Genomic DNA, 21528 nt, shown 5'->3' with positions numbered 1-21528 from the left:
GATGTCTGCACCCGGGTCTACCGTGGATCGCGATGAACACGATCGCTGACAACCCGGGTTGGATACGCCGACTGGTCCAGGCCTGCTGGCTGCACCGCCGGCTGGCGATCGGCGCGCTCACCGTGACGGTGGTCGCCGCAACCATCGACATTTCCTTCCCACTGCTCACCCGCTACGCCCTCGATGCGGCCGGTGAGCAGAACGCCGGCACCGTCATCACACTCACCGCACTCGCAATCGCCGGCCTGGCGATCGTGCGCTTCGCCTGCCAGTACGGCCGGCGAATGCTGGCCGGTCGACTCTCACTCGACGTCCAGCACGACTTGCGGCTCGCACTGCTCGGATCGCTGCAACGCCTCGACGGTCGTGGACAGGACGACATCCGCACCGGGCAAGTCGTCTCGCGGTCGATCTCCGATCTGCAACTCGTGCAGGGCCTGCTCGCGATGGTCCCGATGTCCGCCGGCGCGCTCCTGCAATTCGTGCTGGCCATCGGCATCATGACGTGGCTCTCGCCTCTGCTCACCGTGATAGCGCTGGCGATCATCCCCGCTGTCGGGCTTGTGGTCTTCCTGATGCGACCGACCCTGTACGCCGCCACCTGGTCGGCGCAGCAACGCGCCGCCGACCTCGCCCAGCACGTCGAGGAAACCGTCACCGGAGTTCGAGTCGTGAAGGGGTTCGGGCAAGAAGAGCGAGCAATCGATCAACTCGAGAAACACAGCCGGACGCTCTACGGCGAACGGATGCGTGTCGCGCGAATCAACTCCGTCTTCACGCCGACGATGGCAGCACTGCCTCAACTGGGACAGGTCGCCGTGATCGCCGTCGGTGGCTACCTTGCACTACACGACCGGATCACCATCGGCACCTTCCTCGCGTTCGCGACCTACATCGTGACCATGACCGTGGTCACGCGCACACTGTCGTCCGTCGTGGTGATGGCGCAACTCGCCCGCGCCGCCGTCGAACGGGTCTACGACGTCATCGGCGCGGGACCGGACATCGCCGAGCCCGAGCACCCGCTCGATCTCCCCGAGGGTCCCCTCGGGGTCACGTTCGAGAACGTCACGTTCGGTTTCGATTCCGACCGCCGTGTCCTGTCGGGTCTCGACCTGCACATCGAACCAGGCGAAACCGTTGCCGTCGTCGGGCCGGCTGGTTCGGGAAAAACAGCACTGTCGCTGCTGCTCCCTCGCTTCTACGCGCCCGAGTCCGGGACCATCAGCCTCGACGGTGACGGGGCCTCGGTGCCGATCGGTGAACTTCGCGGCGAACAACTGCGCGCCGCGATCGGCCTCGCCTTCGACGAACCTTTCTTGTTCTCCGACACCATCGCCGTCAATATCGCCCTGGGCCGCAGCGACGCATCCGACGACGACATCCGCGCAGCGGCCGCGATGGCCCACGCGGACGAATTCATCGAGGCACTTCCGGACGGTTACGACACCGTTGTCGGTGAACGGGGTTTGACGCTCTCGGGCGGGCAACGTCAGCGGATTGCGCTCGCGCGCGCCCTCCTCGTGAACCCCCGCGTCCTCATCCTCGACGACGCCACCTCCGCCGTCGACGCTGCCACCGAAGCCGCGATCTTCGACGCTTTCCGAGCCAGACGTAAGCAGACAACACTCATCCTGGCTCACCGCCGGTCAACCCTGACCTTGGCCGATCGTGTAGCCGTCCTCGACGAGGGGCGGATCATCGACTCCGGCACGGTCGACGAATTGGAATCTCGGTGCCCACTGTTTCGGGCACTGTTCTCCACCTCGAGCGAAGAGCCGGCAGACATCGACCCAGCGTTTGCAGGCACTGGATTTACAGACACCGCGTCGACCGATTACTCCGAACCCACTGCCGAGCAACTGTGGCCGGCAGTCTCGCCGTCCGATTCGGCGAGTGCCGGCGGCGGGCTGGCCGTCACACCGTCGCTGCAGGCCGCGGTTGACGCATTGCCCCCGCTACGTGAGGCTCCGGCAACCGACACCGCGCGCCTTCGCGAATCCGATCCTCGGTTCTCACTTCTGCGGATACTTCGCCCGGTTCGGTGGATTCTGGTGGCGGTCGTGGTGTGCCTGGCACTTGATTCCGCTGCGACCATTGCCTTCCCGTCACTGGTCCGGTACGCCATCGACCACGGAGTTGTCGACAATAACTCCGGGACGCTCACCGTCGCGGCGATACTGGGCGCACTACTGGTGGCGGCGGGCTGGGCGATAGTCGCCGTGATGACGGTCCTCACCGCCCGAGCGGGTGAGCGCGTGCTGTTCGGTCTGCGTATCCGCAGCTACGCCCACCTGCAGAGACTTGGTCTCGACTACTACGAACGTGAACTGTCCGGGCGGATCATGACCCGGATGACCACCGACGTCGACGCACTCTCGTCGTTCATCCAGACCGGAATGTCGACGGCAATCGTGAGTGTCCTGACGATCGGCGGCATCGCGATCGCCCTCCTTCTCACCGATGTGACACTGGCGTTGGTGGCGCTTGCCGTCATCCCACCGCTCATCATCTCGACCCTGATCTTCCGGAAGTTCTCCGCAGTGGCGTACAGCCAGTCCCGCGAGCGGATCTCCGTGGTCAACGCGGATTTCCAGGAGAACATCACCGGGTTGCGGGCCGCTCAGGCATACCGGCGGGAAGAGGGCGCAGCACGCCGATTTGCCGAGCGCGCCGAAAGCTACCGCCGGTCACGCATGCGTTCACAGCGGGCGATTTCGCTGTATTTCCCGTTCATCGCGTTTCTCTCCGATCTCGCGCTGGCGGGTGTGGTGTTCGTCGGCGCCCGTCAGGTGTCCGACGGTTCGACATCCGCGGGTGTTCTGATCGCCTTCGTTCTGTACCTCGGCTTGCTGTTCGGACCGATTCAGCAGCTCTCCCAGGTCTTCGACGGTTACCAACAGGCAAATGTGGGGCTGGGGCGCATCGGAGATCTTCTGCGGACGCCCAGTTCCATCGAAACAGCAGATTCCGCCGACCTGATTGCGCTCGACGGGCATCTGGACGGCGACGTTCACCTGCGCAACGTCGGCTTTCGGTACTCCGGCGCCGACGTCGACGCCCTCACCGATGTCGACCTGCACATCCCGGCCGGGACAACCGTGGCACTGGTCGGCCGGACCGGCGCCGGGAAGTCGACAGTGGTCAAACTTCTGGCCAGGTTCTACGATCCCAGCAGCGGATCAGTGCAGGTCGACGGTACCGACATTCGCGATTTCCACCTCACCCAGTACCGCCACCGACTGGGCGTCGTACCGCAGGAAGCGCACCTGTTCACCGGCACCGTCGCGGAGAACATCGCCTTCGGGCGGCCCGAAGCGTCGAACCTCGACATCGAGCGAGCGGCACGGTCGGTCGGCGCGCTACATGCGATAGCTGACATGCGCGGCGGCATGAATCACCCGGTCGGAGAACGAGGACAAGGACTGTCCGCGGGACAACGACAACTCATCGCACTGGCCCGCGCCGAGTTGGTCGACCCCGACCTCCTACTGCTCGACGAAGCGACCGCGACGCTCGATCCCGCGACCGAGAAAATGGTCCTTGAAGCAAGCCGGTCGGTCACCCGGAAAAGGACCTCGATCGTCGTTGCACACCGCCTCGCGACGGCCGCACGTGCCGACCTGATTGTCGTAGTTGACCGGGGACGTATCGTTGAATGCGGCCCGCACGCGCTCCTGCGGTATGCCAATGGTCACTACTCGAGACTCTGGGATGCATCTCAGGCGCGCGAAGGGAATAATCTGTCAGCGAGAACTGTCATCGAAGGTAACCCCCTCGCATGGCAGAAGTGACAGATTTACACCGCCGAGTGGTGTCGCGAAATCGAAAGATTACGCGCTGCCGTGAGACAGATCACAAATTGTGTGCCGCACAATTGCTCGTCACACGCTCGGGCTAATCTCATGTATATAGGCGCTCTGATCGGGTACCGAAATAGAAACGAGGCGAACACCTGCCGTGAGCAGCAGTTCTACATCCCAATTCGGACAGAACCAGTGGCTGGTTGACGAGATGTACCAACGCTTCCAGGACGACCCGTCGTCCGTGGATCCCAGTTGGCACGAATTCTTGACCGATTACTCGCCGGAGTCGGCGAACACGGGGGGTGGAAATGGAACTGCCACCAACGGCAACGCAACCGCCCCCGCCGCTGTGCGCACTCCGCCTGCTGCTCCAAAAGCCGCTCCGCCCGCACCCCCGGCTCCCCCGAAGGCAGCAGCACCCGCTGCGCCCGCAGCCAAGCCGGTAGCAGCGCCTGCGGCAAAGCCGGCTCCGGCCGCAAAGGCCGCTCCCTCGAAGCCGGCTCCGGCCGGCGGCGCAGAAGAGACGAAGGTTCTCCGCGGCGCGGCAGCCGCAGTCGTCAAGAACATGTCGGCCTCCCTCGAGATCCCGACCGCAACCAGCGTCCGCGCCATCCCCGCGAAGCTGATGTTCGACAACCGCATCGTCATCAACAACCACCTCGCGCGCACCCGCGGCGGCAAGATCTCGTTCACCCACCTGCTGGGTTACGCCATCATCCAGGCCGTCAACGCGTTCCCCAACATGAACCGGCACTTCGCCGAAATCAACGGCAAGCCGCACGCGGTCACACCCGAGCACACCAATCTCGGACTGGCGATCGACCTTCCCGGTAAGGACGGCAACCGCTCACTGGTCGTCGCCGCCATCCGGAACACCGAGGCGATGAACTTCGTCCAGTTCCACGCTGCGTACGAGGACATCGTCCGCCGTGCTCGTGAAGGCAAGCTCACCGGCGAAGACTTCACCGGCGTCACCATCTCGCTGACCAACCCGGGCGGCATCGGCACGGTTCACTCCGTTCCCCGCCTGATGAAGGGCCAGGGCGCCATCATCGGCGCCGGCGCGATGGAGTACCCCGCAGAGTTCCAGGGCGCCAGCGACGAGAAGCTGGCCGAGATGGGCGTCGGCAAGCTGATGACGCTCACGTCGACGTACGACCACCGCATCATCCAGGGTGCCGAATCGGGCGATTTCCTGCGCACGATCCACAACCTGCTGATCAGCGACGAGTTCTACGACGAGATCTTCCACGCGCTCGGCAACCCGTACGAGCCGGTTCGCTGGCGCAAGGACGTGCCGGAAGGCGCTGTCGACAAGAACACCCGTGTTCTCGAACTGATCGCTGCCTACCGCGACCGCGGCCACCTCATGGCTGATACGGACCCGTTGCAGTTCGTCAAGGACAAGTTCCACAGCCACCCCGACCTCGACGTCATCAGCCACGGCTTGACGCTGTGGGACCTGGACCGCGAGTTCAAGGTCGGCGGCTTCCACGGCAAAGAGAAGATGAAGCTGCGCGACGTGCTCAGCGTGCTGCGCGACGCGTACTGCCGCCACGTCGGTGTCGAGTACACCCACATCCTCGAGACGGATCAGCGTCAGTGGATCCAGGATCGCGTCGAAGGCCACCACGCCAAGCCGACGGTTGCTCAGCAGAAGTACATCCTGAGCAAGCTCAACGCTGCCGAGGCTTTCGAGACCTTCCTGCAGACCAAGTACGTCGGCCAGAAGCGCTTCTCGCTCGAGGGCGCCGAGACCGTCATCCCGATGATGGACGCCGTCATCGACCAGGCCGCTGAGCATCAGCTCGACGAGGTTGTCATCGGCATGCCGCACCGCGGTCGCCTCAATGTTCTGGCGAATATCGTCGGTAAGCCGTACTCGAAGATCTTCACCGAGTTCGAGGGCAACATGAACCCGGCAGCCGCTCACGGCTCCGGCGACGTGAAGTACCACCTCGGTGCTTCGGGCACCTACATCCAGATGTTCGGTGACAACGACATCGCCGTGTCCCTGACAGCCAACCCGTCGCACCTCGAAGCCGTCGACCCGGTCCTCGAAGGCCTCGTTCGCGCCAAGCAGGACATCCTCGACAAGGGCGAAGAGGGCTTCACCGTTCTCCCGCTCATGCTTCACGGTGACGCGGCATTTGCCGGTCAGGGTGTTGTCGCGGAAACGCTGAACCTGTCGCTGCTGCGTGGATACCGCACCGGCGGTACCGTCCACATCGTCGTGAACAACCAGGTCGGTTTCACCACCGCACCGGAACATTCACGTTCGTCCGAGTACTGCACGGACGTCGCGAAGATGATCGCCGCACCGGTCTTCCACGTCAACGGCGACGACCCCGAGGCCTGTGTCTGGGTTGCTCAGCTCGCTGTCGACTTCCGTGAGAAGTTCGGCAAGGACGTTGTCATCGACCTCATCTGCTACCGCCGTCGCGGTCACAACGAGGGCGACGACCCGTCGATGACCCAGCCGGCGATGTACGACGTCATCGACACCAAGCGCAGCGTTCGTAAGAGCTACACCGAGTCCCTCATCGGTCGCGGTGACATCTCGCTCAAGGAAGCCGAAGACGCACTTCGCGACTACCAGGGCCAGCTCGAACGGGTCTTCAACGAAGTCCGTGAGCTCGAGAAGTTCCAGCCCGAACCGTCGGAGTCCGTCGAACTCGACCAGACTCCCCCGGCTCGCCTCACGACGGCTGTTGCTCCCGATGTTCTCGAGCGCATCGGCGACGCGTTTGTCAACGTCCCGGAGGGCTTCACCACTCACCCGCGTGTCAAGCCGGTCGCGGAGAAGCGACGCGAAATGGCCCGCGAGGGTCACGTCGACTGGGCATTCGCCGAGTTGCTCGCATTCGGTTCGCTGGCCGAGCAGGGCGCACTGATTCGCCTTGCGGGTCAGGACTCCAAGCGTGGAACGTTCACGCAGCGTCACTCCGTGCTCATCGACCGTAAGACCGGCAACGAGTACAGCCCGATCGCCGAGATCGCTGCCAATGCCGGCAACGGTGGCAAGTTCATGGTCTACGACTCCGCACTCACCGAGTACGCGGGTCTGGGCTTCGAGTACGGCTACTCGGTGGGCAACCCGGACGCTCTCGTGCTCTGGGAAGCGCAGTTCGGTGACTTCGTCAACGGCGCGCAGACCATCATCGACGAGTTCATCAGCTCGGGTGAAGCCAAGTGGGGTCAGCTCTCCGACGTCGTGCTGCTTCTGCCGCACGGCCACGAAGGCCAGGGCCCGGACCACACGTCCGGCCGGATCGAGCGTTTCCTCCAGCTGTGCGCCGAGGGTTCGATGACGGTTGCCGTTCCGTCCACGCCGGCAAGCTACTTCCACTTGCTGCGTCGCCATCACCTCGACGGCATCCGCCGCCCGCTGGTGGTGTTCACGCCCAAGTCGATGCTGCGTAACAAGGCTGCAGTCAGCAACATCGAAGACTTCACCACCGGCAAGTTCCGGTCGGTCTTCGAAGAGCCGAACATCGAGAGCGGCGAAGAGTCGCGCGATCAGGTCAAGCGAGTTCTGCTGGTCAGCGGCAAGCTGTACTGGGAACTGCTGGCCAAGAAGCACAAGGACAACCGCAACGACGTCGCCATCGTGCGCGTCGAGCAGCTGTACCCGGTGCCGAAGCGTCGCCTGCAGGAAACCTTGGATCGGTACCCGAATGCAACCGAGTACCGCTGGGTCCAGGAAGAGCCGGCCAACCAGGGCGCATGGCCGTTCCTCGGCCTGGCTCTGCCGGAGCTCCTGCCGGACACGTTGAGCGGTATCCGTCGCATTTCGCGTCGTTCGATGTCTGCTCCTTCCTCGGGTTCGAGCAAGGTTCACGCCGTCGAACAGCAGGAAATCCTCGACGAGGCATTCCTGCCGACCAACTGAGTCTCTTGAAGTAGAGGCCGGGCCTCACATTCCGTACGGAGTGTGAGGCCCGGCCTTTTCTCTGTTCGCTGGTGTTATCGCAGTAGTCCCGGCAGGACGGTCAGCCCGGCGGCAGCCGATGCGAGGGCAGGCAGAGCGTGGACCGTGAGTTCGATGAGTTCTTCGCGCGTGATGGCCGGGGCTCGAAGCCAGCTGATGGTCGCTTCCTCGACAAACGCGATCCAGCCACGGACGGCCAACTCCACCTGCGGTGTTCTCGGCAATCCGATTGTGGGCAGTTGATCCAGAGTTCGTGCCGCCATGATGTCGCGGGTCTGTTCGAACACCTCTCGCATTTGGGGGTCCCCACTGGCGGTTCCACGCAGCAACGAGACATATGTCGTGCGGTTATCGGTGACGTAATCGACGTACGATACAAGAACCGACCGTAATGTCGCGATCGGATCGTCGGTGTCGTCGGGTTCGGTTCGGGCGAGCATCTGTTGGCTGGTGTGCCGCACGATCGCCAGGTGAAACTCGCTTTTCGACGCGAAGTAGTGGAACAGCAAGCCCCGGGAGACACCGGCTTGATCGGCAATGTCTTCGACCGAGATCTGTTCGAGTGGCCGTTCGGCGAGCATGCGAGCGCCGAGGTCGATCAGTTGAGCACGGCGTTCGTCCGGGCTCAGTCGCGTGCGCTTGGCTCCGTCCATAATCGACAGACTACTGAATATTCGTCAATAAGCTATTGACCGTTCGTCAACAACGGCATATCGTTCCATACATGAGTCTCCCAGTTACAGATACTTCAGCATCTGCCGCGGATACGCGCTACGTGAACACGCTGATCATCGGCAGCGGTTTTGCCGGTCTCGGCGCTGCAATCAAACTGGCGCAGGCCGGGATCACCGACTACGTAGTTGTCGAGCGAGGCAACGACGTCGGCGGAACCTGGCGTGACAACAGCTACCCCGGCGCCGCGTGCGACGTGCCGTCGCATTTGTACTCGTACTCGTTTGCACTCAACCCCGAGTGGACGCGCTCCTTCTCCACCCAGCCCGAGATCTACAAGTACATCCAGTCGGTGGCAAACCGCCACAAGGTACTGGACAAGCACATCTTCGGCTGCGACGTCCTCTCCGCCCACTGGGACAACAGCCGCGCTCATTGGAAGGTCTCCACCACCAAGGGCGAGTTCGTTGCCAAGATCGTCGTGTCGGCAGTGGGCGCCCTGTGCGAACCCGCGCTCCCCGACATCAAGGGCATCGACGGTTTCAAGGGCGAGATCTTCCACTCCTCGCGCTGGAACCACGACGCCGATCTGACCGGCAAGCGCGTCGCCGTCATCGGCACCGGAGCGTCGGCCATTCAGATCGTCCCCGCCATCGGCAAGAAGGTGTCACAACTGGACGTGTACCAGCGCACCGCGCCGTGGATCCTGCCCCGCGCAGATCGCGAATACACCAAAATCGAGCACCTCGCGTTCAAGTACCTCCCCGGCTTCCAGAAGCTGTGCCGCACCGGTATCTACTGGATGCGTGAGACCCAGGTTGTCGGCCTCGCCAAGGCACCGATCTTCATGAAGCCCCTGCAGTTTGCCGCCGAGCGGCACCTCAAGGCTCAGATCAAGGACAAGGCTCTTCGCAAGAAGGTCACACCCAACTTCCAGATCGGCTGCAAGCGCATGCTGATCTCCAACAACTACTTCCCCACCCTCGCTCAGGACAACGTCGATCTGGTGACCGAAGGTATCGAGGAAGTCACTGCCACCGCCGTCGTGTCGAAGACCGGGACCACGCGTGAGATCGACGCGATAGTTGTCGCCACCGGATTCCATGTCACCGACTCCCCCACCTTCGCAGGCATTTTCGGCAAGGACGGACGCTCGCTCGCCGAGGTCTTCGACGAGACCGGCATGCAGGGCTACAAGGGTGCGGCAGTTGCCAACTTCCCCAATATGTTCTTTCTCGTCGGCCCCAACACCGGCCTCGGCCACTCGTCCATGGTGTTCATGATCGAATCTCAGCTCAACTATCTGGTCGACGCGATCGCCACCATCGACAAGTACGACATCGGCACCATCGAGGTGCGCAGCGACAAGCAGGAGAAGTACAACAAGGACCTGCAGTCAGCGATGTCCAAGAGCGTCTGGAACAACGGCGGCTGCGCCAGCTGGTACATGGACAAGCACGGCAACAACACCACCCTGTGGCCGGGCTTCACCTTCCAGTTCCGCAATGCCACCAAGCATTTCGACCTCGCGGCGTACCGCAGCGTCGCCACGTCGGATCTCGGCGCCGTCGGCACCGCGACCACTTCACAGATCGACCTCGACGATGAGAAGGCAGTAGCACAATGAGTGATTTTGCAGGCAAGGTCGTTGTCATCACCGGAGCGGGATCAGGTATCGGCCGCGCGCTCGCACTGAACCTCGCCGGACAGGGCGCGAAGTTGGCGATCTCCGACGTCGACACAGTCGGTCTCGCCGAGACCACCCGCCTCGCGGAAGCTCTTGGTGCCCAGGTGAAATCGGACCACCTCGACGTCACACAGCGGGAAGCGGTTCTCGAGTACGCCGACGCGGTGGCCGCTCACTTCGGCAAGATCAACCAGATCTACAACAATGCGGGTATCGCGTACCACGGCAGTTTCGAGAAGTCCGAATTCAAAGACTTCGAACGTGTCATGGATGTCGATTTCTGGGGTGTTGTCAACGGCACCAAGGCATTCCTGCCGCACGTCATCGCATCCGGTGACGGTCACATCATCAACATCTCGAGCCTGTTCGGGTTACTGTCGATGCCCGGTCAGAGTGCATACAACTCGGCGAAGTTCGCCGTTCGCGGCTTCACCGAGTCGCTGCGTCAGGAAATGCTGATCGCCAAGAACCCGGTGAAGGTGACGTGCGTGCACCCTGGCGGCATCAAGACGGCCATCGCGCGCAATGCCACTGCCGGACCGGGTGAGGACCTCGCCTCGTTCTCCGAGTTCTTCGATCGCAAGTTGGCTCGCACCACTCCGGAGGATGCGGCCAAGACCATCGTGAACGGGGTTCGCAAAGGCAAGCCGCGCGTCCTGATCGGAATGGACGCCATCGCGCTCGACGCGTGGGTTCGCCTTGTCGGTTCGGGGTACCAACGCGTCGTGGCCACCATCGCCGGCCGTGTGATGCCCAAGTGAGCACGTTCACCCTTCCACTACCCGTGGTCGCCTTTCTGTTGAAGCCGTACTTCCGTCTGGCCTTCAACTCACGGCTGCCGTATCGGGTTCAACGTTTGCTGCTCGAGGCAGGAGCCCCCTTGCAGCAGATTCCAGCGGGCGCCGTAGTGCGCCCGCTGGAACTCGCCTGCCGACCCGCCGAGCGAATCACGGTGGGAGCCACCGAACGCCCGACGGCAGTGCTGTACTTGCACGGCGGTGCCTACACACTGGGGTCGCTGAACACACACCGCAGCCTGGCCGCACATCTGGCACGCGAATCTTCCCGAGCTGTCTTCACATTGGACTACCGACTCGCTCCGGAAAACCCCTATCCCACAGCGCTCGACGACGCCGCAGCAGCCTATATGCAACTGATCACCGAATTCGGCTACAGACCCGAGCAGGTTGCGATTGCCGGCGACAGTGCCGGCGGCGGTTTGGCGGTCGCAACGGCACTTCGCCTCATCGAACGTCACGGCGTACAACCCGGGGCCCTGGCACTGATCTCCCCCTGGGTGGACCCCGGTGATCGCAGTGCGGGGAAGAAAGCCGATCTGGTCGTCAACACCGGCTGGTCGTTCGACGCCGCCGACGCCTACCTCGGACACGGCAATCGCACAGATCCCGGCTACGCCCCCATACACGGAAATCTCGAAACTCTGCCGCCCACAAGGATTCACATCGGATCGGATGAAGTCCTCTACCCTCAGGTCGTGGAATTCGCGGACAAACTCACCGCGGCCGGCGTCGACGTGTCGCTGATCGAATACGCACGGTTGTGGCATGTCGCGCACGCCCAGGCGTCGCTTGTCTCCGAAGCTGCCGACGCCGTGGCCGATCTGGGACAATTCCTGACATCGCACGATGCCCGCGCCGCGGACAATTCAGCCGATGTGGTCCGTCATTGACGTGTGTCCCACCAGGATCGCGCAACCTCTGACGGTGTTGCCTGCCCGCGTCGGACCTGGTCGATCATTTCGGCCAGGTCCGTCGTGGACAGTTCACCCGCAACAACACTGAGCGCTTTCACAGCGGGATCACTGAGCGCGCCGGTCCGAAACAGGGGAACGACGTTCTGCGCGGCCAGGATGTGATCGGGATCGGCCAGCACTGTAACGGCGGTGGATTGAGCCAGGGGCGAGAGCGTCGTAGTTCCGAAGGCCGTCGCAGTTGCAACTGCACTGGGCTGCGTCGCGGCAGTATCCGAGATGTCTACTGCTGATTGTTCGACGCGCGCAAACGTGCAGTCGGCGCCTGCCGCCAACTGTTCCAGCGCACCGTCTTCTACGAATCGTGGTGATACGACGGCAACAGTCTCGGCGCACCGGGGTGCAAACGCCTCGAGGGTACGCGCCTGCGCGGAATCGCGTCCCAACGCCACGACGGACCGATCTTCTGCCGTTGCGTAGTCCGCAACCGAAAGACCCTCGGGCAGAGAACGACTCAGCGCTTCGAAGACGTCGTCGGCGGTACGGGCGGGATTCGCCGGTTCGTAGTAGGTAAGTAGGGAACCGGTGAACTCGGGCACCAACGTCACACGCGCGGCGTCGAGCGCAGCAAGTGCGTCCGTCCGTCCGCCGATGAGCTCCTCGACGCGACTGGGCACGCCTGACGACGCCAGCACGGTTGCATACACTTCGGCCAGAACCGAACCCTCTACCGACTCCCCCGACGCCACGACCACCTGTTCCGCTGTGCCAGAGGTGTCGCTACCTATCACGGAATCACTGTTGGTGCATCCGGCCAGAACGGGCAGGACCAGCACTGCTGCAACAACTGTCGAATACCTTGCGCGTGCAGTTGCCACCGAACCCTCACATTCCGTTCTCACTGATCGAATACCGTGCCTTGTCGGTACCTATCGTTACACTTGCCTGGCGATGCGCGGTAACCAGTCCTGCTCGAGTGTCACTCAGGTGACGGGAATGGTTGTCGACGCCCGAAACACGGAAGGACGCACATGCGCACCTCACGATTTCGTTCCAGCCGTCTGCTCGTAGCAGCGGCGACAGTCCTCTCACTCGCCGCGCTCACTGCGTGCGGTAGCAGTGACAGCAGTTCGGACCCCAACACCGTCGTGGTGGGTTCGGCAAACTTCACCGAGTCGGAGATCATTGCCAACATCTACGCCGAAGCACTCCGTGTCAACGGTTTCGACGTGTCCACGTCGTTCAACATCGGTAGCCGTGAGGCCTACATTCCGGCGCTGAAGGACGGCTCGATCACCCTCATTCCCGATTACACGGGCAATCTTCTGCAGTATCTCGACCCCGCTGCCACCGCGACAAGCTCCGAAGACGTCCTGGCCGCTCTGCCGGCCGCGTTGGGTAGCGAACTGGCCATCACCACTCCCGCGTCGGCGGAGGACAAAGATGCCGTTGTCGTCACCAAGGAAACCGCGGACAAGTGGAACCTGAAGACCATCGCCGACCTGGCGCCGCATTCCGCCGAGGTCAAATTCGGCGCGCCTGCCGAATTCCAGGAGCGTCCGGTTGGCCTGCCCGGGTTGAAGGCTAACTACGGACTCGACATCTCGGCGTCCAATTTCGTCCCGATTGCGGACGGCGGCGGCCCCGCTACGGTCAAGGCTCTGGCGTCCGGTGACATCACCGCCGCAAACATTTTCACGACGTCGGCGTCGATTCCGGCCAACAACTTTGTTGTTCTCGAAGACCCGAAGAACAATTTCCCGGCCCAGAACGTCGTACCCGTACTACGCGCCTCGGCATCGTCCGACAAGCTCGCCGCTGTTCTCGACGCGGTCTCGGCAAAACTGACCACCGAAGAACTGCTCGAACTCAACGTCGCCGTTTCGGGTGATGCCAAGACAGAACCGGCCGCAGCAGCCAAGGCGTGGATCTCGGCGCAGGGCCTCGACAAGCCGGTCTCGTAACTCACGTGATCACGTTCGAGGGCGTTACCAAGCAGTACCCGGACGGCACCACCGCTGTCGATCGACTCGATCTCACCATCGAGGCCGAGTCGTTCACAGTGTTTGTCGGTCCGTCCGGGTGTGGCAAAACCACTTCGATGCGGATGATCAACCGCATGATCACACCGACGTCCGGCACAATCCGGGTCGACGGTCGTGACATCTCCCAGACCGACGCGGTGACATTGCGCCTCGGCATCGGGTACGTCATCCAGAATGCCGGGCTGTTGCCGCACCGGACCGTCGTCGACAACGTCGCCACGGTTCCGGTGCTGCGGGGCGAATCCCGCCGCGCCGCACGTAAAGCCGCCTTGGGAGTTCTCGAACGCGTGGGTCTCGATCCGTCGTTGGCCACGCGTTACCCCGCGCAGTTGTCCGGCGGTCAGCAACAGCGAGTGGGCGTGGCGCGCGCGTTGGCGGCCGATCCGCCGATTCTGTTGATGGACGAACCCTTCAGCGCCGTCGATCCGGTGGTTCGCGAGGACCTGCAAACCGAAATGCTGCGACTGCAAAGCGAATTGAAGAAGACCATCGTCTTTGTTACCCACGACATCGACGAGGCCGTCAAACTGGGCGATCACATCGCCGTGTTCGGTCCGGGTGGCCGTCTGCAGCAGGTGGCCGCGCCGCGCGACGTATTGGCAGCGCCGGCTACGGATTTCGTGGCCGGGTTTGTCGGCCGTGATCGCGGATATCGAGGACTGTCCTTCCGCAGCGCAGACGAGGTGCCGATGCACCCCATCCGCACGGCCACCGAACTGGAACTGACATCCCTGCGACTCGAACTGGGTGAATGGGTACTCGTGGTCACCGAGTCCGGTGCACCGCAAGGCTGGATCGACGTCGCCGGGGTCGAGGGAATTCGAGCGGGACACACTCTGGCACAGTCGACGTCGGCCGGCGGCTCCCTCTTCGGTCCGGGCGGTGACCTCCGGCAGGCGCTCGACGCGGCTATCTCGTCGCCGTCGGGAATCGGGGTTGCCATCGGCGCCGACGGCGCCGTGATCGGTGGCATTCTGGGCTCCGAGGTCGTGGCCAAATTGGCGGAGCAACGCCGACGCGAGGACCAGGAGCGCAATCGACTTGCCTTCACCGAGGGATTCGGGGTGTAACGACGTGCGCTGGCTGATCGACAATTTCTCGACGGTTCTGGACTACACGCGGACACACCTGTATCTCGCGCTGGTGCCGTTGGCGGTGGGTCTGGTCATCGCCCTTCCCGTCGGCACGGCAATTCGGAACATTCGATGGCTGCGCCGAATCACGTTGACACTGGCCAGCATTGCGTTCACGATTCCGTCATTGGCGCTGTTCGTCACCATCCCGCAGGTCTTCGGACTCAAGACACTCGATCCGCTCAATGTCATCATCGCTCTCAGTGTGTACTCCACCGCACTGCTCATCCGAGCGGTTCCCGAAGCGTTGGACTCGGTGCCCGCCAACGTCATCGACGCCTCCACTGCCATCGGGTTCACCGCACTGCGCCGGGCGTTGACCGTCGAACTGCCCCTGGCACTTCCGGTTCTGATCGCCAATGTCAGAGTGATTGCGGTGACCAATATTTCGCTGGTGTCCGTGGGTTCGCTGATCGGAATCGGGGGTCTGGGAGTTCTGTTCAAACAGGGCTACGACCGCAACTACCCCGATCAAATCGTGGCCGGCATCATCGCCATCGTGGTCCTGGCGCTGGCCCTCGACTTGATCCTGTACCTCCTGGGTAGATTCCTGACCCCGTGGACGAGAACGCCGTCCGCGTCGAAGGTGCCCGCGATCGTCGTGGCCGAAGGTGAACCGGTATGAGTATCTTCACCGGCGCGTGGGAGTACATCACCAATCCCGACAACTGGGGCGGCGACACCGGAATTGGCACCCGAATCCTGCAACACCTCTGGTACAGCCTGCTGGCAGTCGCGCTGGCCGCGGTCATCGCGGTCCCGATCGGGCTGATCATCGGGCATCTGCGCCGCGGGCAGATCGTGGTCGTCAGTCTGGTCAACGCACTGCGCTCGCTACCCACGCTCGGTTTGCTGACGTTCCTCGTCCTGCTGATGGGGCTGGGAGTGATGCCCCCGATTCTCGCGTTGGTGATCCTCGGTATCCCGCCGTTACTGGCGGGAACGTATGCCGGCATCGCCAGTGTCGATCGTGACGTCGTCGACGCGGCGCGGGCAATGGGGATGACCGAGACCCAGGTGCTGCTGCGCGTCGAGGTACCCAATGCGCTTCCGCTCGTTCTGGGTGGACTCCGAAACGCCACACTGCAAGTCATCGCGACTGCGACCGTCGCCGCCTACGTCAACCTGGGCGGCATCGGACGGTACATCTTCGACGGGATCGCGCTGTACAAGTACGACCGCGTTGTTGTCGGCGCAATCTTGGTCGCGGTGGTCGCCCTTGTCGTGGACGGTCTACTGGCACTGGTGGTCTGGGCGTCTGTCCCGGGAACCGGCAGACTGCGACGCACACCGAACCTCGCACGCTTGTAGCTGCCCCATGCAAAAGCCCCGACCGAAACCTTGTGTGCGGGTGTCGATCGGGGCTTTCGAGGAGTCCCTCTTAGCTGGTCACGCCCTCAGCATGCGCTGCGGCCGCGACGGCTTCCGCAACAGCGGTCGCCACGCGAGGGTCGAGTGGACTGGGGACGATCTTGTCCGCGGCCAACTCGTCGCCGACCACCGACAGGATTGCCTCGGCAGCAGCGAGCTTCATACCTTCGGTGATCCGACGGGCACCGGCGTCGAGCGCACCCTTGAACACACCGGGGAAGGCAAGCACATTGTTGATCTGGTTCGGAAAATCACTACGACCCGTAGCCACGATCGCCGCGTACTTCGACGCGGTATCGGGGTGAATCTCCGGGTCCGGGTTCGAGAGCGCAAACACGATCGACTCCGGAGCCATCGACGCGATGAGCTCCTCGGGGATCTTGCCGGCCGAGACACCGAGGAAGACGTCCGCCCCGGCCAGCGCCTCGACAGCACCACCGTGAATGCTGCGCGGGTTGGTGCGCGCCGCCAACTCGGCCTTGATGTCGTTGAGATCGCCGCGCTCGCTGGAAATGATGCCCTTCGAGTCCAGCACGATGACGTCACTGATACCAGCGGCGAGCAGGATGTTCGCGCACGCGACACCCGCAGCGCCGGCGCCGGAGATGACGACCTTGAGCGTGGTGATGTCGCGGCTCTGCACCTTCACAGCGCCCTTGAGTGCAGCGAGAACCACGATCGCGGTGCCGTGCTGATCGTCGTGCATGACCGGGCAGTCCAGTGCCTCGATGACACGCTTTTCGATCTCGAAGCAACGCGGCGCCGAGATGTCCTCGAGGTTGACCGCGCCGAAGCTCGGACGCAGGCGGATCAAGGTCTCGACGATCTCGTCGGGATCGGTGGTGTCGAGCACCAGCGGGATGGAATTGAGTCCGGCGAAGTTCTTGAACAGTGCGGACTTGCCCTCCATGACGGGCAGCGACGCGCGGGGTCCGATATCGCCCAGACCGAGAACCGCTGTGCCGTCACTGACAACGACAACAAGTCGGTTGGTCCACGTGTAACGGTCGGCAAGAGTCTCGTCCGCAGCGATAGCGCGGCTCACCTGAGCCACACCCGGCGTGTACGCGATCGACAGGGCGCGCTGCGTATCGAGCGGCGCGGTGGTCTCGACCGACAGTTTGCCACCGACGTGAGCGGCAAAGATTTCTTCGTCGGTCAGCTCGACCTTGGATACGTTGATGGCTTCAGTCACAAGGGACACAATGACACTCCTGATATGACCAGCCGCACTCGGGGCTGGGTTACTGGGAAGTAGTGATCTGACCGCCGAAGAAGAACGTTAGCAAAGGTCAGAGTCTTTTCTTCCGTGAACAACAACAGAGAAGAAGAGCATTCGGCGTGCGCGAGAAGTTGGCCGCAATACATCCGAAGCGTCATGGTGTTGGGCGGGTGAGCCCTGGCAGATCCATGCAAATTGTTCGTGGCCGGGCTGTGGCGCCGCCTACGAAGCAACTCCAGTTTGCCACCAAATCGCGACGACAATCAAATCCTTGACTTCTACCCCCACCACTGCGTCACCAGCAGCACGCCCGCGGTCGCGAGCACAACCACCGATGCGGCAACGGCGGCTATGCCCCGCCGACGGTCGCAGAAGATCTGCGCGGCCAGCGCCACCACCGACGCCACGATATGCGCGGTGATCGATGTGGTGCCCGGTCCGGGGAAACCTCGGTTGCCGCCCAGATAGGCCGACGCGACCACCACGACGGTCAGCACAACAATTCCGGCAGCGACGGTTCCGCTGAGGGCGCGCAGACCACGAATCAATGCCCACTGCTTGGCAACTGGAGCGTCGTAGTAATCGTCGTACCGGTCGTCGTAGTCGTACGCATCGTCGTCCTGGTACGAGTCGTACGCGTCATAACTGTTGTTGTCGTAGCCGCTGTTTTCGTAGCCGCTGTTGTCGTAAGTCACGATCTACGCTCCCGTGATGAATCCGCGGACGGACTCCGCGATGAGTTGAACGGCGATGGCAGCAAGCAGCAAACCTGCGATGCGGGCCAGCAGCGAAATTCCGCCGACACCGAGCACACGGATAAGAACGGTCGAGAATCGCAGCACTATGAACAGTACGAGGTGAATCGAGATGATTGCCAAGGCAATCGCGAAGTACGACGACGCGTCGCCGTCGGCCTGGGCGACAAAGACGATGACCGCGGCGATCGCGCCCGGGCCCGCCATCATGGGCGTTCCCAGCGGCACGAGGGCCACGTTGACGTCGTCGGCGCCCTGAGGGCGATTGGACGTCTTGCCGGTGAGTAGTTCGAGGGCGATCAGCAGGAGAAGTAAACCGCCGGCGCCTTGCAATGCGGGGATGCCGATGTGCAGGTAGTTGAGGATTGCCTGCCCGCCGACCGCGAAGACGGAAATAACGGCCAACGACACTGCCGGGGCTTGCCACGCCGCGCGGTTACGGTCGGCACGGTCCTTGCGGCCGACCAGGGACAGGAACACCGGAATGACTCCGGGTGGGTCCATGATGACAAAAAGTGTGATGAAAACCGTGAGGTAGAGCGTCGTATCCAGCATCAGTGTTTCAGCACCTCGACGCCGGTTGCCGCGGACATCAGCTCGTCGAAGTCGCTCGGGTCGGTGAGCTCGTCGCCGAGGCCGATCGTCTTGTTGTCTCCGTGGTAATCCGATGATCCGGTGACGGCAAGGCCGAGGTCGTCGGCAAGGTTGCGAAGTAACGTCCGGTCTGCGGCTACGTGATCGGGGTGGTCGACTTCGAGGCCGCCGAGTCCGGACGCGGCCAGATCGCGAATGTGGCCCAGCGCAAGGACACGACCACGGGTGCGTGCACGACCGTGAGCGAGCACCGTCACTCCCCCGGCTGCTGCGACCAGTTCGACTGCGTAGTCGATCGGTGTGTCGTATTTCGGGACGTCGTACCGTCCTCGGGTTGCCAGCAGGTCTGTGAAGGCCTCACCGATGCTCGAGACCACTCCGGCCCGCAGAAGAGCCGCTGCGATGTGTGGGCGCCCCACAGAAGGACCGGCCGAAGCGAGGATCTCGTCCGGATCGATCGGCAGCCCGTCGCGGGCCATCAGAGTCGCCATCGTGCGGATTCTCTCGACCCGCTCGCCGCGCAGCCGCTCGCGTTCCTTCGCGAACTCGGGGTGGTCCGGGTCGAACAGGTACGCCAGAAGGTGCACCGCGACCGGCCACCCGTCCTCACCTTGGCCTTCACACGACATTTCCATGCCCCGGACCAGTCCGAGTCCGGCCGGCAGTGCTTGCTCCGCCTCCGCCCAGCCTGCGGTGGTGTCGTGATCGGTGAGCGCGACAACGTCGAGTCCGGAGTGAGCAGCGGCACGCACCAAGGCGGCAGGGGTGTCCGTGCCGTCGGATGCGTTGGAGTGGGTGTGAAGGTCTATTCGCACCTCTCCAGTCTGTCAGCAATCCGCAACACCATCTCGCTCCGGTCGAAAGCCCGAGATCCTGACGTACGATTACGCAGCAGCAATAGTGCGCTTCGCCTATCTGCGGAGGGAGTTGAACAGTGCCGTCACTACCGAACTGGTCGAACGGCAAATCGGCTCCGGCAACCACGCCCGCACCCCGGATTCCCGTCCCCACTGCTCGTGCCATCGTCGATTGCGCGGTGTACGTCGACGGCAAGCGGCTCCCGGGAAAGTTCACTCACAACGCTGCGCTCGCCGAAGTGCGCCGCCGCGGAAACGGATTCGTCTGGGTCGGAATCCACGCGCCGGACGAATCCCAAATGCAGTACGTGGCACAGACTTTCGGTCTGCACGAATTGATGGTCGAGGACGCGGTCCACGCCCACGAGCGCCCCAAACTCGAACGCTACGACGACGTCATGTTTCTCGTCCTTCGAACCGTTGTCTACGTTCCGCACGAATCCGTGGAGACGGCAAACGAAATCGTGGAGACCGGCGAGATCATGGTGTTCGTCGGTCCCGATTTTGTCGTCACGGTTCGACACGGTGACCATTCGGAACTGGCGAGTGTCCGCAAAGCTCTCGAGCAGCTACCCGAGCGTCTCGCCATGGGACCGTGGTCCGTTCTCCATGCCATCACCGACCACGTCGTCGACACGTACCTGTCCGTGACCCAACTGGTGGAGCAGGACGTCGACAGCATGGAAGAGTTGGTGTTCAACCCACGCAACACCGTGGCAGTTGAGCACATCTACCTGCTGAAACGAGAAATCGTCGAACTTCGACGATCGGTCACCCCGCTCGGCATGCCGCTCCTGCAACTGACACAACCCGCAGGTGGATTGGTCCCCAAGGAAATCAGACGCTATTTCCGTGACGTCCGAGACCATCACACCATCGTCTCCGAACGCATTTCCGAGTACGACGAAGTTCTGAGTTCACTGGTGGACGCCGCTCTGGCAAAGATCGCAGTGCAACAGAATACCGACATGCGCAAGATTTCGGCGTGGGTGGCTATCGCGGCGGTACCGACCGGAATCGCCGGTATCTACGGCATGAATTTCGAGAACATGCCGGAGTTGGGCTCGCAGTACGGGTATCCGATGGTGATGGTGTTCATCGCGTCGGTCTGTGTCGGGCTGTTCTTTCTGTTCCGCCGAAACAACTGGCTCTGAAGCTGTACTTAGCCACAGCGCACGTGGACAATGGATTGTGGGTACAAACACGTATCACGTGTACCCGCGGGCCTCTCGCATCGAAATCACCGCACCCGAAAAATAACTTGCCACAAGCAAATTCGGAGGAGCTACGATGCCTACAGTTGAGCAGTCAGTTATCGTTTCGCGGCCGGTTCCAGAAGTCTTCCAGTACCTCAGCACCGCTGAGAATTGGCCGAACTGGGACAACTCGATTGTCGAATCCCGGCAGATCACGGATGGGCCGACAGGAGTGGGATCCCGTTGGCAGGGAGCCAGCCGGATACTCGGCAAGCGCATCGATTGGACTGCCGAGTTCACGGAATACGATGCGCCCAAGAGATCTTCGGCAAAGTCCGTAAAAAGCCCCGTCGCTTTCACTCTGACCACGACATGCGAGGAAGTCGAGAAGGGTACCCGCGTCACCTACCGACTCGACAGCGAAAGTGGCCTGGGCGGGGTGTTCGGCAGGATGGCAGACCCGCTCGTCACCAAGGCATTCGGCCGATCGCAGCAGGCCAGCCTGGAGAATCTAGCCGACCTTCTCGACAACGAAGCGGCACAATAAA

The 21528-nt window shown here is 62.7% G+C and carries 17 protein-coding genes; 11 read left to right on the top strand and 6 right to left on the bottom strand.

Features of this window, described 5'->3' with window-relative positions; genetic code table 11:
- Positions 1–32 precede the first annotated feature (32 nt).
- Positions 33–3794, top strand: a complete 3762-nt coding sequence (locus ACFRFQ_RS24070) for an ABC transporter ATP-binding protein (RefSeq protein WP_378663207.1) — start codon at positions 33–35, stop codon at positions 3792–3794.
- A 166-nt stretch (positions 3795–3960) separates the two neighbouring features.
- Positions 3961–7698, top strand: a complete 3738-nt coding sequence (locus ACFRFQ_RS24065) for a multifunctional oxoglutarate decarboxylase/oxoglutarate dehydrogenase thiamine pyrophosphate-binding subunit/dihydrolipoyllysine-residue succinyltransferase subunit (RefSeq protein WP_378663202.1) — start codon at positions 3961–3963, stop codon at positions 7696–7698.
- A 74-nt stretch (positions 7699–7772) separates the two neighbouring features.
- On the opposite strand, the gene ACFRFQ_RS24060 is transcribed toward ACFRFQ_RS24065, so the two are convergent.
- Positions 7773–8390 (bottom strand): TetR/AcrR family transcriptional regulator, encoded by a 618-nt coding sequence (locus tag ACFRFQ_RS24060; protein WP_378663199.1) that lies wholly within the window; start codon positions 8388–8390, stop codon positions 7773–7775.
- 71 nt (positions 8391–8461) lie between these two features.
- Here ACFRFQ_RS24060 and ACFRFQ_RS24055 point away from each other — a divergent pair, with 71 nt between their 5' ends.
- The 3 genes from ACFRFQ_RS24055 to ACFRFQ_RS24045 are packed head-to-tail and all read left to right on the top strand — an operon-like array spanning position 8462 to position 11786.
- Positions 8462–10036: a flavin-containing monooxygenase gene (locus ACFRFQ_RS24055; protein ID WP_378663196.1), complete on the top strand. Its 1575-nt coding sequence runs from the start codon at positions 8462–8464 to the stop codon at positions 10034–10036.
- Positions 10033–10857: an SDR family NAD(P)-dependent oxidoreductase gene (locus ACFRFQ_RS24050; RefSeq protein ID WP_378663194.1), complete on the top strand. Its 825-nt coding sequence runs from the start codon at positions 10033–10035 to the stop codon at positions 10855–10857. Before ACFRFQ_RS24055 ends, ACFRFQ_RS24050 begins: the two co-directional genes overlap by 4 nt.
- Positions 10854–11786 (top strand): alpha/beta hydrolase, encoded by a 933-nt coding sequence (locus tag ACFRFQ_RS24045; protein WP_378663191.1) that lies wholly within the window; start codon positions 10854–10856, stop codon positions 11784–11786. Before ACFRFQ_RS24050 ends, ACFRFQ_RS24045 begins: the two co-directional genes overlap by 4 nt.
- Here ACFRFQ_RS24045 and ACFRFQ_RS24040 read toward each other — a convergent pair.
- Positions 11780–12685 carry a glycine betaine ABC transporter substrate-binding protein gene (locus ACFRFQ_RS24040; RefSeq protein WP_378663189.1) on the bottom strand — a complete coding sequence of 302 codons (906 nt, stop codon included), beginning with the start codon at positions 12683–12685 and terminating at the stop codon, positions 11780–11782. The genes ACFRFQ_RS24045 and ACFRFQ_RS24040 overlap by 7 nt on opposite strands.
- Before the next feature lie 153 nt (positions 12686–12838).
- On the opposite strand from ACFRFQ_RS24040, the gene ACFRFQ_RS24035 reads away from it, so the two are divergent.
- The 4 genes from ACFRFQ_RS24035 to ACFRFQ_RS24020 are packed head-to-tail and all read left to right on the top strand — an operon-like array spanning position 12839 to position 16296.
- Complete coding sequence (locus ACFRFQ_RS24035) at positions 12839–13771, top strand: ABC transporter substrate-binding protein (RefSeq protein ID WP_378663187.1); 933 nt, start codon at positions 12839–12841, stop codon at positions 13769–13771.
- Positions 13772–13776: 5 nt separating this feature from the next.
- Entirely contained in the window at positions 13777–14922 is a 1146-nt protein-coding gene (locus ACFRFQ_RS24030) for an ABC transporter ATP-binding protein (RefSeq protein ID WP_378663185.1), read from the top strand.
- Between the two features lie 4 nt (positions 14923–14926).
- Positions 14927–15610 (top strand): ABC transporter permease, encoded by a 684-nt coding sequence (locus tag ACFRFQ_RS24025; RefSeq protein ID WP_378663183.1) that lies wholly within the window; start codon positions 14927–14929, stop codon positions 15608–15610.
- Positions 15607–16296, top strand: coding sequence for an ABC transporter permease (locus ACFRFQ_RS24020; protein ID WP_378663181.1), 690 nt, complete (start codon positions 15607–15609; stop codon positions 16294–16296). Before ACFRFQ_RS24025 ends, ACFRFQ_RS24020 begins: the two co-directional genes overlap by 4 nt.
- Before the next feature lie 70 nt (positions 16297–16366).
- Here the strand turns inward: ACFRFQ_RS24020 and ACFRFQ_RS24015 are convergent, their stop codons facing one another.
- The 4 genes from ACFRFQ_RS24015 to ACFRFQ_RS24000 all read right to left on the bottom strand — a co-directional run bounded on the left by ACFRFQ_RS24015 (position 16367) and on the right by ACFRFQ_RS24000 (position 19742).
- Positions 16367–17560, bottom strand: coding sequence for an NADP-dependent malic enzyme (locus ACFRFQ_RS24015; RefSeq protein ID WP_378663179.1), 1194 nt, complete (start codon positions 17558–17560; stop codon positions 16367–16369).
- A gap of 296 nt (positions 17561–17856) precedes the next feature.
- On the bottom strand, positions 17857–18273 hold the full coding sequence (locus tag ACFRFQ_RS24010; RefSeq protein ID WP_378663177.1) for a hypothetical protein: 417 nt from the start codon (positions 18271–18273) through the stop codon (positions 17857–17859).
- Positions 18274–18276: 3 nt separating this feature from the next.
- The gene (locus tag ACFRFQ_RS24005; RefSeq protein ID WP_378663175.1) at positions 18277–18888 is read right to left on the bottom strand and encodes a MarC family protein; all 612 of its coding nucleotides are present in this window, start codon (positions 18886–18888) and stop codon (positions 18277–18279) included.
- Complete coding sequence (locus ACFRFQ_RS24000; protein ID WP_378663172.1) at positions 18888–19742, bottom strand: PHP domain-containing protein; 855 nt, start codon at positions 19740–19742, stop codon at positions 18888–18890. The genes ACFRFQ_RS24005 and ACFRFQ_RS24000 overlap by 1 nt, the downstream gene beginning before the upstream one ends.
- A gap of 119 nt (positions 19743–19861) precedes the next feature.
- Between ACFRFQ_RS24000 and ACFRFQ_RS23995 the strand changes: the two genes are divergently transcribed.
- Both ACFRFQ_RS23995 and ACFRFQ_RS23990 read left to right on the top strand, forming a co-directional pair.
- Positions 19862–20938: a magnesium and cobalt transport protein CorA gene (locus ACFRFQ_RS23995; RefSeq protein ID WP_378663169.1), complete on the top strand. Its 1077-nt coding sequence runs from the start codon at positions 19862–19864 to the stop codon at positions 20936–20938.
- A 136-nt stretch (positions 20939–21074) separates the two neighbouring features.
- Positions 21075–21527, top strand: coding sequence for an SRPBCC family protein (locus ACFRFQ_RS23990; RefSeq protein WP_378663167.1), 453 nt, complete (start codon positions 21075–21077; stop codon positions 21525–21527).
- Position 21528: the final 1 nt, after the last annotated feature.

The sequence above is a fragment of the Rhodococcus sp. NPDC056743 genome (genome assembly GCF_042790355.1).
Taxonomy (GTDB): Bacteria; Actinomycetota; Actinomycetes; order Mycobacteriales; family Mycobacteriaceae; genus Rhodococcus_F.
Note: the sequence above shows the minus strand (reverse complement) of the source record. Positions and strands in the feature narration are given on the sequence as shown.